Below are 14,399 nucleotides of genomic sequence, written 5' to 3' on the forward strand. Positions count from 1 at the left end.
AGCGTGGCTGAACTACCGAGTGAGATGACTTTCGAGGTGCCGCTGCGGGCACAGCAGGACGGCCCGCCGGTGACACCGAAGGACGCCGCGACCGTCATGCTCCTGCATGACGGTGCCGGCGGCCTCGAGGTGTTCCTGCAGCACCGGGTGGCCGGGATGCCGTTCGCCGGTGGGATGACCGTGTTCCCCGGTGGCGGCGTCGACCGGCGTGACGCCGACGCGTCGATCAGCTGGGCCGGACCGCCGCCGAGTCAATGGGCCGAGTGGTTCGGCTGCGACGAGTCGCTCGCGCGGGCGCTGGTGTGCGCTGCCGTACGGGAGACCTTCGAAGAATCCGGGGTACTGCTCGCCGCGACCGACGCGGGAATCGTCAAGGACACCGCGCCTTACGGGTACGCCCGGCAGGCGCTGGTGTCGAGGGAGCTTTCGCTCGCCGCCTTCCTGGCCGAAGCCGGGCTGACGCTGCGCGCGGACCTGTTGCGGCCGTGGGCGAACTGGATCACCCCGGTGCCGGAGCCGCGCCGCTACGACACACGATTCTTCGTCGCGACCCTGCCGGACGGGCAGGACGCCGACGGCAAGACCACCGAGGCCGACAGCTCCGGCTGGCAGCGGCCCGACGACGCCATCGCCGACGCGCAGCAGGGCCGTCGCACGCTGATGCCGCCGACCTGGATGACGCTGAGCGAACTCGGCGAGTACGCCACCGCCGAAGACGCGCTGTCCGCGGAACGCAAGATCCGGCCGATCATCCCGACCCTGGTCCGCGAAGGCGACAAGGTGCGAGTCGTCATGGAGTCGCAATGAGTGAGCCTGCCTACGGAATCCTGCGCGAGGTCTCGCCGATCGCTTCGGTGCTGCTGGAGAACAACCCGTCGTCGATGACGTTGGAAGGCACCAACAGCTGGGTCCTCAACGCCCCCGGCTCTCTCGGCCGCGTGGTCGTGGACCCCGGCCACGAGGATGCCGACCATTTGCGAGGACTGGTCGACGTCGGCCCCGTCGAGCTGATTCTCCTTACCCACCACCATCCCGACCACGCCGAGGGTGCCCCTTGGCTCGCCGAGCGAGTCGGCGCGCCGGTCCGCGCGTTCGACCCGGCACTGTGCAGCGGCGCCGGGTCCATTGTGGACGGTGAGGTGATTTCGGCGGGAGGATTGGAAATCCAGGTCGTCCACACCCCCGGGCACACGGCCGACTCGGTGTCACTCCGGATCGACGACACGATGCTGACCGGCGACACCGTGCTCGGCCGCGGCACCACCGTGCTCCACGACCTCGGCGACTACCTCCGCACTCTGCGCTCCCTGATCGAGCTGCCCGACGGCATCCTCGGCCTCCCCGGCCACGGCCCCGAACTCCCCGATCTCGCCGCCACCGCGCGCGAATATCTGGCCCATCGGGAACAGCGGCTCGACCAGGTGCGTTCCGCCTTGAGTGAGCTCGGCGAAGACGCCACCGCGCGCCAGATCGTCGAGCTCGTGTACGCCGACGTGGACCAGTCGCTCTGGCTGCCCGCGGAATGGAGCGTGCAGGCCCAACTGGAATACCTACGATCGGAGACCGGCGCGTGAGTGCACTGGAAATCGAGTTCTACTGGCGGCCCGGCTGCGGCTTCTGCAGCGCCCTGCGCCGCCCGCTGATGGCCAGTGGACTGCCCGTCCGCGAGGTCAACATCTGGGAAGACCCCGACGCCGCCGCCCGCGTCCGTGGCGTCGCCGATGGCAACGAGATCGTGCCCACGGTGTTCATCGGTACCCAGGCCCTGATCAACCCGAGCTTCGCGGAGATCGAAGCCGCCGTGCGCGAGGAGGCTCCGGAGCTGCTCGAGAAGTCCTGACCGCGCGGTTCCTGGGGTACGGCGCGGTCAGCGCGTCACCGTGGGCATCACGAAGTACGTCAGTTCCACTTCCCCGGGATCCACCGCGCGGACGACCGTGGCGCGCAGGCCGGGCTGGATCGCGAGGCTGACCTCGGAGCTCCCGAACGGCTGGAGTGCGTCGAGCAGGTAGCGCGCCTGGAATGACGGCGAGGTGCGGCCGCCCAGCACGTTCGCCTTGATCGTCTCCTCCGCTTCCCCGGCGTCCTGCTTGGCGCTGGCGAGCCGTACTTGGCTGTCGCCGACTTCCAGCGTCAGGATCCGGCGGCTTTCGGCGAACAGGCCGACGCGGCGCACCGCGGCGGCGAGGACGTCGGCGCGGACCTCGACGGTGGTGTCCACGGTGGAGGTGTTGATCGTGTTTTCCGAGAGGAAACCGCCGTCGAGTACCGCCGTGGTGACCGCGCTCCCGGCCCAGCTCAGGCCGAACCTGGTGTGCTCGGTGTGGAGCCCGACCACGCCCTTGGCCTGCCTGCCCGCTTCGACCAGCAGCGCGGCCGGGACGAGGGCGTCCAGCTCGCCTTCGGACATCAGCAGCGGCAGTTTCGCGACGGCCATCCGGTAGCGGTCCGACGCCACGAGGTTCAGCCGTCCGTCGGCGATGTGCAGCCGCACGCCGGTGAACAGCGGCAGCGAGTCGTCGCGCGACGCCGTCCCGGCGACCGTGCGCAACGCCGTCGCCAGCGCGGCGCCGTCGACCTCGGCCACCTTGGCGGGCGGACCCGTCACGCCGGGGTGCAGCGATTCGTCCAGCAGCGGCAGCGCAAATCGCGCGCCGTTGACGCGCACGGCCAGGCGGGAGCCTTCGATGGCCAACGAAACGAGCGGCGTGTCGAGCATGCGCAACGTCTCGGCGAGCGGCGCGACGGGCACGGCGGCGCTGCCGTCGAGGTGCACGTTCGCCTCGCAGGCCAGCCGGACCGAGCGCTCGCTGTCGGCACCGGCAAGCGTCAGGCCGCTCGCGTCGGCGCGCAGCAGCACGCTCGCGAGGGTGCCGGGAAGCAGCCGGGCCGCCTCGGAAACGGCGGTGGCCAGCGTGCGGGTGGAGGCGGTGAGGTCCATTCGCGGAACCTACCGGCCCCCACCGACAAAACCGCGATTACCGAGCGGCACCAACAAGTTCTGACTCGGTGACGATCTCGGAGTCGGGCGTGCGCAGGCTGCCGCGAAGCAGCCACACGAGCCCGGCGACGATGACGCCCATGACCCCGGCCGCCAGGAACGCGGCGGGCGGGCCGCTGTGTTCGACGAGGTAGCCGCTGATCGACTGCCCGAAGGCGAGGCCCAGCGTCACCGCGGTCAGCACCCAGCCGAACGCCTCGGCGGCCGTTCCCTTCGGCGCGACCAGTTCGATCATCGCCGAGTGGGTGGTCGACTGCGGGGTGATCAGCGCGCCGGCCGCGAGCATGGCGAACGCGAGCGCCCAGAGCGACGTCGGCAGCGCCAGCAATGCGACCAGGACACCGAACGCCAGCAGCAGGACCGGCAGGCGCAGGTTCATCCGCCGCGGCCACGGACGCAGGCTGTACGCCACGCCGAACGCGACCGAGCTGACCGACCACGCCGACAGCAGCAGGCCACCGACGGGCGCGTGGCCGGCGTTCGTCGCGGCGGCGGGCACGGCGACCTCGACGAAGCCGATCACCATGCCGAAGCCGAGGACGGCGAGCGCCAGGGTGCGCATCCCGGGGCTGGCGAGCGCGCCTAGAAGCTTCCGGCCGCCTGCCTTCGCGGGACCCCAATCCCGTACCGCCGGGCTCAGTGCGAAGACCACGGAGCCCACGACCATGAACAGGGTGCCGACGACCATGCCGGTCCCGGCCCAAGGCGCGGCGATGAGCACACCGGCGAACCCCGGCCCGAGAATGAAGAAGACCTCCATGCTGATGGCCTCGTACGAGAACGCCGCGTTGCGCGCTGGTCCGGCAGGCAGCAGCCGCGCCCAGATCGCGCGGGACGCCGAGCCCACCATCGGCTCGGTCAGTCCGGTGGCGAAGGCCAGCGCGACGAGCGGCATTGTCGGCAGGTGGCTTTCGATGGCGAGGATCAGAATCGTCGTCGCGATGGAGAACAGCGCGGCCGAGGTGATGAGCGGCCGGGTGGGCCCGAACCGGTCGATCAGCCTGCCCTGGATGACCGCGCCGACGGCGACACCCACCAGCGTGCCCGCGGAAACCAGCCCGGCCGTGGCGAACGAACCCGTTTCGCGCTGGACGTAGAGCAACGCGGAGATGCCGATCATCGCGATCGGGAGCCGGGCGAAGAGCGATGCGACGGCGGGAGCGCGCGAACCGGGAGCGGTCAGCGCGGTGCGATAGTCGGCGAGCGTGGTGCGGGATTCGGCGTGCTGGGGCGAGGACTGGGACACGAGTACCAGTATGCCTCACTTTGGTACGGCAGTACCAGTTATCTCCCCGGTCAGGTGCGTCACCATGAGCTGCACGGATGCAGTAATACTGCGCCATTCGGTCTCGGTTGTGTAACGCTCTGTCGAACTCAGGGTTTTTCTGGCAACGAATCTCAGCGGATAGCGTCTTTAGAGAGTGAAAGGCCTTGAAGTTGTACGTAGGGGCCGTGCGATGGTTGTAAGACCACACGCATTTTCAACTCCCTCCGGAGACGGGTCGGGGCCTTAGGTCCGGAGGGTGGGGAGCGCTAGCCGTCGGGGGATGGCCTGCGCACAGCGAAGGGCCGGTGCGCCACGTCGGGGGTGGCGCCCGGCCCTTCGTCATGTCCACGGCAAAGCAGGCCACCGTCCGACCCGGCAGTTTCTCGCCAAGTGCGCAAAAAGGCTCATGCCCTGACCGCGAGCGCGGTCAGGGCACGAGCCTTTTCAGAGAACTATCGGGCGCGACGGGCCAGGCGCTCCGGGTCCAGGATCAGCACACTCTTGCCTTCGAGCCGCAGCCAGCCACGGTGGGCGAAGTCCGCGAGCGCCTTGTTGACGGTCTCGCGGGAAGCGCCGACGTACTGGGCGATCTCTTCCTGGGTCAGGTCGTGCGTGACCCGCAGGAGACCGGCTTCCTGGCTGCCGAACCGCTGCGCGAGCTGCAGCAGCGCACGCGCGACCCGGCCGGGGACGTCGGTGAAGATCAGTTCCGCGACCATGTTGTTGGTCCGGCGCAGCCGGCGCGCGACGACGCGGAGCAGTTGCTCGGCGATCTCGGGCCGGGTGGAGATCCACTGGCGCAGGGCCGGGCGGTCCATCGTCACGGCGCGGACCTCGGTCACGGTCGTGGCGCTGGACGTACGGGGCCCGGGGTCGAAGATCGAGAGCTCGCCGAACATGTCCGACGGGCCGAAGATCCCGAGCAGGTTCTCCCTGCCGTCGGGCGACTTGCGGCCGATCTTCACCTTGCCGGACTGGATGATGTAGAGCTTGTCTCCGGGCTCACCCTCGTTGAAGATGACGTGTCCGCGCGGAAATTCGACGCTTTCCAACGTCTGTGCCAGCGCCTCGGCGGCTGCCGGCTCCACACCCTGGAATATGCCAGCGCGGGCCAGGGTTTCATCCACCTCGGGTGCCTCCTCGTCGAGAGACGACCGCGATCCTCACCTGTGAGGAGCGTGCCGCCGATCACTAAACTGCAGTCTATGTCGTGCGCGTGAGATCGCCCGGTGGCGCGCCGAACAGCGGCGACCACCGGAAATGATCTCACCCGACCGTGGAGCCTAGTCTCGCACGCGTCGTGTCCGCAGCTTGGCCGCTCGACCGCCGAGCCGGCGCAGCCGGAACAGCTCCAGAGCGCGGCCGATGCCGTGCCCGTAGAGCGCCTTCACCTCGTTCGGCTGAGCTTGCTCGAGGAACTCTTCGACCTCGTTCTCCTGCACCGCGACATGGCGGAGCCTGCTCTCCACACGCTCCATGAACAGCGCGAAGAACATGATTACTAACGGCACCAGTACTACGAACCAGACAGTCATAGACTCCGGATCCTCGCTCATGGCGGCTAAGTCATCGCGCCAAATCAGGTGCGGGCGGCGTGTCGGGCGGCGACCCGCGGGTGCTCCCCACAAGCTCGCCCAATGGCTTCCGTAGGCTAACGGGGTGCCGCCAGGTGTCAGTAGCGCCCCCCGGAAGGGGAACCCCCGTCCCCGAAAGTTCGAGGACGAGAGCCGTCTTTCCCTGGTAAGACGCGCAAGGCGCATCAAGCGTTGCCTCGACGAGGCATATCCGGGCGCCCATTGCGAGCTGGATTTCACCACTCCGCTGGAGCTGCTCGTCGCCGTCGTGCTGTCCGCCCAGAGCACCGACAAGGGCGTCAACCTGGCCACGCCCGCCCTGTTCAAGCGCTACCGCACGGCCGCCGACTACGCCGGTGCCGACCGCACCGAGCTGGAGGAACTCATCCGGCGGACGGGCTTCTACCGCGCCAAGGCCAATTCGCTGATGGGCCTCGGCGCGAAGCTCGTCGAGGACTACGACGGCGAGGTGCCCGGCAAGCTCGAGGAGCTCGTCAAGCTGCCCGGCGTCGGCCGGAAGACGGCGAACGTGGTGCTCGGCGACGCCTTCGGTGTGCCGGGGATCACCGTGGACACCCACTTCGGCCGGCTGGTCCGCCGCTGGGGCTGGACCGACCTCGAAGACCCGGTGAAGGTCGAGCACGCGATCGGTGAACTGATTCCTCGCAAAGAGTGGACACTCCTGTCACACCGGGTGATTTTTCACGGCCGCCGCGTCTGCCACGCCAAGAAGCCCGCGTGCGGCGCGTGCCCGCTGGCCAAGGAGTGCCCGTCCTTCGGCACCGGGCCCACCGACTTCGAAACCGCCGCCAAGCTGGTCAAAGGTGAAGAGCGGGACCACCTGCTCGCCATGGTGGAGCAGCGTTGACCACGTTGACCAAGTGGGCGGTCGCCGTTGCCGTGCTGGTATTGGCGCTGATCGTCGCGCTGCTGCCGCGTGGCGACGACTCCGCGCCTGCCAAGGCCACGGAGGATCTCGGCCCGGCACGGGCCAAAGCCGCCCTGGTCGCGTGTCCACAGGGGACGGGTGAGGTGCCGCAGCTGCGCGGGGTCTCGGCCGAATGCCTCGGTGACGGCTCGACGGCCGATCTCGGCACCGCGCTCGCGGGCCACGAAACGCTGATCAACGTCTGGGCGACCTGGTGCGCGCCCTGCAAGACCGAACTCCCCGTGCTGAACGCGTACGCCGCGCAGCCCGGCGCGACGCCCGTGCTGACCGTGCAGGTCGCCAGCGGCGCCTCGGACGGCCTGGAGCTGCTCGCCGCGCTCGGCGTCCACCTCCCCGGGGTTTACGACGGCAAGGGCGACACCGGCCCGATCAGGAAGGCACTGAAGGTGCCGCCGTCCCTGCCCGCGTCCTATCTGGTCACCGCCGACGGGCAGGTGCGGTTCATTTCGAACCCGCGGCTGTTCGAGAACACCGACCAGGTGCGGCTCGCCGTGGAGGGAATCCGATGACCGAGATCGGCCCGCTCGTCGAGCTCGACACCGTGCCGCCGTGGCTGCGGCCGCTCGTCCAAGTCAGCGACACGCTGGACTCGAAGGCGTTCACCCGGCTCAGCCCGCCCGCGGGCATGGTCACCCGCCCGGCGGCCGTGCTGATCCTGCTGGGCGAGCGTGTCTCCGGGCCGGACGTCCTGCTGCTGCGCCGCGCCGACACCCTCGGCTCGCATGCCGGCCAGGTCGCGTTCCCCGGCGGCGGCGCCGACGAGGGCGACGGCGGCCCGGTCGGCACGGCGTTGCGCGAGGCCGAGGAGGAAACCGGCGTCGACCCGGCGGGCGTGCGGCCGCTGGCGATCCTGCCCGAGCTGTTCGTGCCGGTGTCCCGGTTCTCCGTCACGCCCGTACTGGCGCACTGGGAGAAGTCGTCCCCGGTCCGCGCGGTCGACTTCGGCGAGACGGCGTCGGTGGCGAGGGTCGCGATCGCGGACCTGGTCGACCCGGCCAACCGGTTCCAGATCACCAAGCTCGGCACCGGCTACCGTGGCCCCGCGTTCTCCGTCGACGGCATGTTCGTCTGGGGCTTCACCGCGGGCCTGCTCTCGGCTCTGCTCTCGCTGGGCGGCTGGGAACGGGAGTGGGACCGCGACGACGTCCGCGATCTTGACGTAGCGTTGTCGGACCACGAAGCGAGGGTCGCCGCCACACTCGAGGCGGAGCGCGACGAACAGGGAGTAGAACCACCTTGAATTGGGTCGACGTGCTGGTGCTGTTGCTGGCGGTACTCGCGGCGGTGTCCGGCGCGTTCCAGGGCGTGATCATCGCGCTGCCCTCGCTGGTCGGGGTGATCCTGGGCGCGATAGCCGGGATCCAGCTCGCGCCGCTGGTGGTGGAGCTGTTCACCAATCCCGCCGCGAAGGTCGCCTTCGCCGTGGCCACCGTGGTGTTCCTGGTCGCGATCGGGGAGACGCTCGGCGTCTGGACCGGGCGCAAGCTGCGGCAGAAGATCAACCCGGAGAAGCTGTCCGGGATCGACAAGACACTCGGCGCGATCGTGCAGGCAGCGGTCGTGTTCGTCATCGCGTGGATGATCGCGACCCCGTTGACGGCGGTGCCGGGGCTGGCGAAGCCGATCAAGAACTCCGTGGTGCTGGGCGGGGTCAACGACGCGATGCCGGAAGCCGCGCGAAGCCTGCCGACGGATCTGCGCAAGCTGCTCGACGAGTCGGGCTTCGTCTCCTTTTTGGACCCGTTTCAAAAGGCGCCTTCGGCCGACATCGGCCCGCCGGACACCGCGCTGCAGAAGAGCGGCATCGTCGGCGAACTGCGCTCCAGCGTGGTGAAGATCCGTGGCAACGCCACTTCGTGCTCACGTTCGCTGGAAGGCAGCGGGTTCGTCGTCGCGCCGCAGCGGGTGATGACCAACGCGCATGTCGTCGCGGGCACCGACGAGGTCGCCATCGAAACCGCCGGCAGCAGGCTCCCGGCGCGGGTCGTCTACTTCAACCCTGACGTCGATATCGCCGTGCTCGCGGTGCCGCGGCTGCAGGCGAAACCGTTGCCACTGTCCGACGTCGAGGCGCAGGCCGGGGACAGCGCGATCGTGCTCGGCTACCCGCTCGACGGCCCGTACACCGCCACGCCCGCCCGGCTCCGCGGCCGCATCAACCTGCGCGGGCCGGACATCTACGCGTCGAAAACCGTGCAGCGGGACGTTTTCACCGTGCGCGCGGCGATCCGCAGCGGCAACTCCGGCGGCCCGATGGTCGACCCGGCCGGGAACGTGATCGGCGTGGTGTTCGGCGCGGCCGTCGAAGATCCGGACACCGGCTTCACGCTGACCGCGAACCAGGTGCGATCCGAAGCCGAGGCCGCGCCCGCGCAAAGTTCCGAAGTGGGCACCGGTCCCTGCGCGTCCTGATTCCCGTCAAGTGTTCTATTTGATGGGTAAGGCAAATGTGGCGTGTTGTGGGATGCCCTGAACGACCTTCGCCATCTGTCGACAGATGGCGGTAGTTGCGGACGCGGGGTATCACTTGCGGAGGAACTCCGTCAACGCGGAGCTGGTGTGTTCGGGTGCTTCCAGGTGCGGGAAATGGCCGATGCCCGGCCAGGTCTGGAGTGTCGAGTGCGGCCCGAGCCAGGGCGCGGACGCCCGCGCGGTTTCCGGTAGCACACAGGTGTCCGCGTCGCCATGGAGCTGGAGCACACGGGCGGCAACACGGGTGCCGACGGCGTCGGAAAAACGGCGGCCTTCACCGCGGAACTGCGCGCGGAACGCCCAGCGGTAGTACTCCAAAGAGCTGTGCGCGACACCCGGCACCAGCATCGCCTGGCGGAAGGTCCTCGACGTCTCGGTGAAGTCGCTGGTCTTTGTCCACTGTGGACCGGACCATCGGCGGAGCAGCGATTCCAGTGCGGCGGCGTCATCTTTGACGAGCCACCGCTCGGGCGCAATCGGGACCTGGAACCGGAAGAGGTGCCCGATCGCGCGGGCCTGGTTGGTGCGTTTGCGCCGGACCGCGGTCGTGGAGATCGCGGATTTCAGGGCCAGCGGATGCGCCGCGCCGAGCACGCTGACCGAATCGACCACGCGTGGGTGCAGGGCCGCGGCGGTCAACGCCAGCATGCCGCCCCAGGAATGCCCGACGAGATGGGCTTTGCGCGCGCCGAGCGACTTGATCAGCCCGGCGACGTCGCCGGCGAGCGTCCACGCGTCATAACCGCGCGGCGGCTTGTCGGAGTCCCCGCAGCCGCGGAGATCCACGGCGACGGCTCGGTATCCCGCGTCGGCCAAGGCCGTCATCTGATGACGCCAGGTCCACCAGAACTCGCCGAATCCGTGCAGCAGCACCACCATCGGGCCACTGCCGAGCTCGGCGATATGCAGCCGGATGCCGTTGGCGGAGACGTCGCGATGCGTCCACGGGCCGTCGATCCGGACGATGGACGGATCCGGTGTCGCCTGCACAGCTACGGTGACGGACCGGTCGCTCAGGCGCTGACCGAGGGAGTGTCCTCGGTGTTGCGACCTGGTTTGAGCGCCGCGGCCGTGTCCTTGAAGCTGTCTATCGTGCGCTCGGGCGCCTTCAGCTTCTTCATCTTCCGGTAGCCGAGGAACCCGGCCGCGCCCGCCGCCACCAGCATCAGCAGGAACACGATGCCGAACGCGGCCCAGCGCTGCAGCCAGACGGACAGCAGCTCGCCCAGGAAGAAGAAGAGGAAGAAGGAGCTGTAGAGCGCGATCACCAGCGCGATCACGAAGTAGATGGCGCCCTTGACGGCCTTCTTCGCTTCGCCGACCAGCTCGGACTTCGCCAGCTCGACCTCGGCGCGGACCAGCGTCGACATGTGCTGGGTCGCGTCGCTGACCAGCTTGCCGATCGACTTGTCGCCATCACCTGTGCCGTCATCCGGGGTAAGTGGGATGTACGGCACGGCCCCCACGCCGTCGGGGTCGTTGCGTTGGTGCTTGGGGCTGCTCACCGGGCCATCGTGCCACGTGTCGCTTTCCCTGGCTCGGTGGACTCGCGTGTGGACCGATCATTCTTCAACCCCGGCGTGTGCGCGGCTCCGGCGGAGCAGCAGCGCGGCCGCACCGAGCGAGGCGACGGCCGACGCGATCAGCACCGCGGTTTTGGCCTGCTCACTGGCTTCCCCGTCGAGCGCGAGGTCCGCGATCAGCAAACTGACGGTGAATCCGACCCCGCCGAGCAGTGACAACGCGCCGATGTCCCGCCAGCCGACGCCGGTGGGTTTGTCGGCGATCTTGAACTTCACCGCCAGCACGCTCGCGCCGAAGATGCCGACGACCTTGCCGAAGACGAGCCCGATCATCACCGCGAGCGGCAGCGCGGTGGTGAACACCGCGCCGAGTGAGTCGCCACTGATCTGAATGCCCGCGGCGAACAACGCGAACAGCGGCACCGCGACGGCCGCGGACCACGGCTGCAGCCGGTGTTCCAGCCGGATCGCCGGAGCTTCCTGCTCGCCTTCGTCCGCGCGGACCCGCGTCAGCAGGCCGAGCGCGACCCCGGCGATCGTCGCGTGGATCCCCGCCGAGTGCACCGCGACCCAGGTGATCAACGCGAGCGGGACATAGAGCCACGCCGAGCGGACGCGCCGGTGTTGCAGGTAGGCGTAGAGCAGCAGCGCGACGATGGCGACCGCGCCGGCGACGAGGTCGAAGCTCGCGGTGAACAGGACCGCGATGACGAGGATCGCGCCGAGGTCGTCCACCACCGCCAGCGAAAGCAGGAAGACCCGGGCGCTGCTGGGCAGGTTCGACGCCGTCAGCGCGAGCACGCCGAGCGCGAAGGCGATGTCGGTCGCGACGGGAATGGCCCACGCGCGGTCGATCCCCGGGGCGCCCCAGCCGATGCTCAACGCCAGCAACGCGGGCACGATCATGCCGCCGATCGCCGCGACCACCGGCAGTACGGCCTGCTTGAGCTTGGACAACTCGCCGACGACGAGTTCCCGTTTGAGTTCCAGCCCGGCGACGAAGAAGAAGATCGCGAGCAGGCCGTCCTTGGCCCAGTCGCCGATCGAGAGGTCCAGGTGCAGGAACGCCGGGCCGAGTTCGAAGTCGCGGATCGCGCGGTAGACGTCGTCGAGCGGTGAATTCGCCCAGATCAGCGCGATCGCGGTGGCGACCAGCAGGATGACCCCGCCGGTGGTTTCGGTGCGCAGATACCGCGCGAATTCGGCGACGGCTTTGGCTGGACGGCTGGCTTGGGTCACGGCGCTCCACGGGGTTGGTCTGGGCAACACGAACACTGTTGCCGACCAGGCTTCCCGGCGCACCTTATTCCCGATCTTACCCGAGCGGCCCTGTTCGGGCCGGTCGCGCGTTTACCAAGAGGGCTCTTAGTATGTGAACTGACAACGTTGTCCATAACAGGAAGACGGGCGAGTGGTGAGTACTCCTAGCGAGGTCCAGCGCGACACGAGGTTTTTCGGACATCCGCGAGGACTGGCGAACCTCTTCGGCGTCGAGTTGTGGGAACGCTTCTCCTTCTACGGCATGCAGGGGATCCTGACGATCTACCTGTACTACCAAGTCAGCGAGGGCGGCCTCGCGATGCCGCAGGCCACCGCGGTCAGCGTCGTCGGCGCGTACGGCGGCCTGGTGTACCTGTCGACGATCGTCGGCGCCTGGGTGGCCGACAGGCTCATCGGCTCTGAGCGCACGCTGTTCTACAGCGCGATCCTGATCATGGTCGGGCACGTGAGTCTGGCTGTGCTGCCCGGTTTCGTCGGCCTCGGCGTCGGCCTCACCTGCGTGGCGCTCGGCAGTGGTGGCCTCAAGGGCAACGCGTCGGCCATCGTCGGGACGCTCTACGCCGAGAAGGACGAGCGGCGCGACGGCGGGTTCTCGCTGTTCTACATGGGCATCAACCTCGGGGCGTTCGTCGGTCCGCTGCTCACCGGCCTGGCCCAGTCGGAGGTCGGTTTCCATCTCGGGTTCGGGCTCGCCGCGATCGGTATGGCGCTCGGTCTGGTCCAGTACACCTTGGGGCGTAAGAACCTCGGCGAACAGGCGAGTGTGGTGCCGAACCCGCTGCCCGCGTCCGGGCGGCCGAAGATGATCGGCGTCGTCGGCGCGGTGATCGTGGTCATCGTCGTGGCGATCCTGACCGGGCTCGTCACCGCTGCCAACCTCTCGAACGTCACCGTCGGGGTCGTTGTGGTCGCCAGCATCGCGTACTTCGCGCTGATCTTGAGCAGCAAGAAGGTCACCTCGGTCGAGCGCAGCCGGGTGTTCTCGTTCATCCCGATGTTCATCGCCAGCGCCGCGTTCTGGGCGCTGTACCAGCAGCAGTTCACCGTGGTGGCGGTCTACTCCGACGAGCGGCTGGACCGGAACCTGTTCGGCTGGGAGTTCCCGGTGTCGTGGGTGCAGTCGATCAACCCGGTGTTCATCATCGTGCTCGCGCCGGTGATGGCCGTGGTGTGGACGAAACTCGGCTCGCGCCAGCCGTCGACGCCGATCAAGTTCGCGCTCGGCACCGCGCTGATGGGGGTCGCGTTCCTGCTGTTCCTGTTCTCCGCCAACGGCGCTCCCGGCAGTGCGCCGCTGCTCGCGCTCGTCGGCATCCTGCTGATGTTCACGCTCGCCGAGTTGCTGCTCTCGCCGGTTGGCCTGTCGCTGTCGACGAAGCTGGCGCCGGAAGCGTTCCGCACGCAGATGGTCGCGTTGTTCTTCCTGTCGATCTCGCTCGGCACGGCGTTGTCCGGCTCGCTGGCGAAGTACTACGACCCGGCGAACGAGGTGCCGTACTTCGGCATCATCGGCGGGGTGGCCGTCGGCATCGGCGTGCTGCTCGCCCTGCTCGCGCCGGTCATCCGGAAGTTGATGGCCGGCGTCCGCTAGCCGACGGTCACGCCGAAGAGCACACCCACGTAGTAGGTCACGAGCATGGTCAGCGCGCCGACGCCGATGTTGCGCAGGATTGCCGGGCGGGTGGCCGCGTCGCCGAGCCTCGCGCTGATCAACCCGGTCAGCGCGAGGCCGACCGCGACGGCTGCCGCGCACGCCCAGACGCGGTACGAAACCGGCGGCAATCCGATGGCCAGCAACGGCAGCAGCGCCCCGACGGTGAACGAGACCAGTGACGCCCACGCCGCCTGCCACGGACTGGTCAGGTTGTCCGGGTCGATTCGCAGCTCCGCGTCGGCGTGTGCCTGCAACGGGTCCTTCGCGGTCAGTTCCTTGGCGACCTGCTTGGCGAGTTCAGGGGAGAGTCCCTTGTCCTCGTAGATCTCGGCGAGCTCGCGTTCTTCCGCCTCCGGCATTGTTTTCAGCTCGTACTTCTCGAGCTGGAGCATCGCGCGTTCGGTATCGCGCTGAGTGCTCACGGAGACGTACTCGCCGCCCGCCATGGAAAGCGCGCCGGCGACCAAGCCGGCAATTCCGGCCGTGAGAATGACCTTGGCGTCGGAGGTGGCTCCGGCGACGCCGACGACGATGCCCGCGACGGACACGATCCCGTCGTTGGCACCGAGAACGCCGGCGCGCAGCCAGTTCAGCTTGCCGCTGACGTTCTCGTGCGGTTCATGTGCGTGGGCGAGTGCATCCCGAGTTTCGGTCACACTATAAGTGGAACATGGAATG

Annotated in this window: 16 protein-coding genes; 8 read left to right on the forward strand and 8 right to left on the reverse strand. The window is 68.7% G+C overall.

The genetic code is table 11. The features are described from left to right. Positions 1 to 24 precede the first annotated feature (24 nt). From VGP60_RS13705 to VGP60_RS13715, 3 genes are read left to right on the forward strand one after another with little or no spacing between them, the layout of a single operon-like run. A complete protein-coding gene (locus tag VGP60_RS13705; RefSeq protein WP_327548391.1) occupies positions 25 to 807 on the forward strand; it encodes an NUDIX hydrolase in 783 nt (260 codons plus the stop codon). Then, a complete protein-coding gene (locus VGP60_RS13710; protein WP_327548354.1) occupies positions 804 to 1,574 on the forward strand; it encodes an MBL fold metallo-hydrolase in 771 nt (256 codons plus the stop codon). Before VGP60_RS13705 ends, VGP60_RS13710 begins: the two co-directional genes overlap by 4 nt. Further along, positions 1,571 to 1,840: a glutaredoxin domain-containing protein gene (locus VGP60_RS13715; protein WP_327548355.1), complete on the forward strand. Its 270-nt coding sequence runs from the start codon at positions 1,571 to 1,573 to the stop codon at positions 1,838 to 1,840. Before VGP60_RS13710 ends, VGP60_RS13715 begins: the two co-directional genes overlap by 4 nt. Positions 1,841 to 1,867: 27 nt before the next feature. Here the strand turns inward: VGP60_RS13715 and VGP60_RS13720 are convergent, their stop codons facing one another. From VGP60_RS13720 to VGP60_RS13735, 4 genes are all read right to left on the reverse strand, one after another. Continuing rightward, positions 1,868 to 2,941 (reverse strand): DNA polymerase III subunit beta, encoded by a 1,074-nt coding sequence (locus tag VGP60_RS13720; protein WP_327548356.1) that lies wholly within the window; start codon positions 2,939 to 2,941, stop codon positions 1,868 to 1,870. Positions 2,942 to 2,978: 37 nt separating this feature from the next. Next, entirely contained in the window at positions 2,979 to 4,247 is a 1,269-nt protein-coding gene (locus tag VGP60_RS13725) for an MFS transporter (RefSeq protein WP_327548357.1), read from the reverse strand. A gap of 473 nt (positions 4,248 to 4,720) precedes the next feature. After that, entirely contained in the window at positions 4,721 to 5,395 is a 675-nt protein-coding gene (locus VGP60_RS13730) for a Crp/Fnr family transcriptional regulator (protein ID WP_003081747.1), read from the reverse strand. Between the two features lie 156 nt (positions 5,396 to 5,551). After that, entirely contained in the window at positions 5,552 to 5,803 is a 252-nt protein-coding gene (locus VGP60_RS13735; protein ID WP_327548358.1) for a hypothetical protein, read from the reverse strand. A gap of 202 nt (positions 5,804 to 6,005) precedes the next feature. Here VGP60_RS13735 and nth point away from each other — a divergent pair, with 202 nt between their 5' ends. The 4 genes from nth to VGP60_RS13755 are packed head-to-tail and all read left to right on the forward strand — an operon-like array spanning position 6,006 to position 9,203. Next, positions 6,006 to 6,710, forward strand: coding sequence for an endonuclease III (nth, locus tag VGP60_RS13740; protein WP_327548392.1), 705 nt, complete (start codon positions 6,006 to 6,008; stop codon positions 6,708 to 6,710). Next, a complete protein-coding gene (locus VGP60_RS13745; RefSeq protein ID WP_327548359.1) occupies positions 6,707 to 7,300 on the forward strand; it encodes a TlpA disulfide reductase family protein in 594 nt (197 codons plus the stop codon). The genes nth and VGP60_RS13745 overlap by 4 nt, the downstream gene beginning before the upstream one ends. Next, positions 7,297 to 8,031, forward strand: coding sequence for a CoA pyrophosphatase (locus VGP60_RS13750; protein WP_327548360.1), 735 nt, complete (start codon positions 7,297 to 7,299; stop codon positions 8,029 to 8,031). The genes VGP60_RS13745 and VGP60_RS13750 overlap by 4 nt, the downstream gene beginning before the upstream one ends. Then, entirely contained in the window at positions 8,028 to 9,203 is a 1,176-nt protein-coding gene (locus VGP60_RS13755; protein ID WP_327548361.1) for a MarP family serine protease, read from the forward strand. The genes VGP60_RS13750 and VGP60_RS13755 overlap by 4 nt, the downstream gene beginning before the upstream one ends. Before the next feature lie 111 nt (positions 9,204 to 9,314). Here the strand turns inward: VGP60_RS13755 and VGP60_RS13760 are convergent, their stop codons facing one another. Genes VGP60_RS13760 through nhaA form a run of 3 tightly spaced genes read right to left on the reverse strand, consistent with a single transcriptional unit; the run spans position 9,315 to position 12,025 of the window. Next, a complete protein-coding gene (locus VGP60_RS13760; RefSeq protein ID WP_327548362.1) occupies positions 9,315 to 10,253 on the reverse strand; it encodes an alpha/beta hydrolase in 939 nt (312 codons plus the stop codon). Positions 10,254 to 10,276: 23 nt separating this feature from the next. Next, positions 10,277 to 10,768 carry a phage holin family protein gene (locus VGP60_RS13765; RefSeq protein WP_327548363.1) on the reverse strand — a complete coding sequence of 164 codons (492 nt, stop codon included), beginning with the start codon at positions 10,766 to 10,768 and terminating at the stop codon, positions 10,277 to 10,279. Positions 10,769 to 10,825: 57 nt separating this feature from the next. Further along, the gene (nhaA, locus tag VGP60_RS13770) at positions 10,826 to 12,025 is read right to left on the reverse strand and encodes a Na+/H+ antiporter NhaA (RefSeq protein WP_327548364.1); all 1,200 of its coding nucleotides are present in this window, start codon (positions 12,023 to 12,025) and stop codon (positions 10,826 to 10,828) included. A gap of 172 nt (positions 12,026 to 12,197) precedes the next feature. Here nhaA and VGP60_RS13775 point away from each other — a divergent pair, with 172 nt between their 5' ends. Further along, the gene (locus VGP60_RS13775) at positions 12,198 to 13,658 is read left to right on the forward strand and encodes a peptide MFS transporter (RefSeq protein WP_414640345.1); all 1,461 of its coding nucleotides are present in this window, start codon (positions 12,198 to 12,200) and stop codon (positions 13,656 to 13,658) included. Here the strand turns inward: VGP60_RS13775 and VGP60_RS13780 are convergent. Next, positions 13,655 to 14,377: a VIT family protein gene (locus VGP60_RS13780; protein WP_327548366.1), complete on the reverse strand. Its 723-nt coding sequence runs from the start codon at positions 14,375 to 14,377 to the stop codon at positions 13,655 to 13,657. The genes VGP60_RS13775 and VGP60_RS13780 overlap by 4 nt on opposite strands. Between the last annotated feature and the right edge of the window lie 22 nt (positions 14,378 to 14,399).

This window comes from Amycolatopsis sp. (assembly GCF_036008905.1).
Lineage (GTDB): Bacteria > Actinomycetota > Actinomycetes > Mycobacteriales > Pseudonocardiaceae > Amycolatopsis.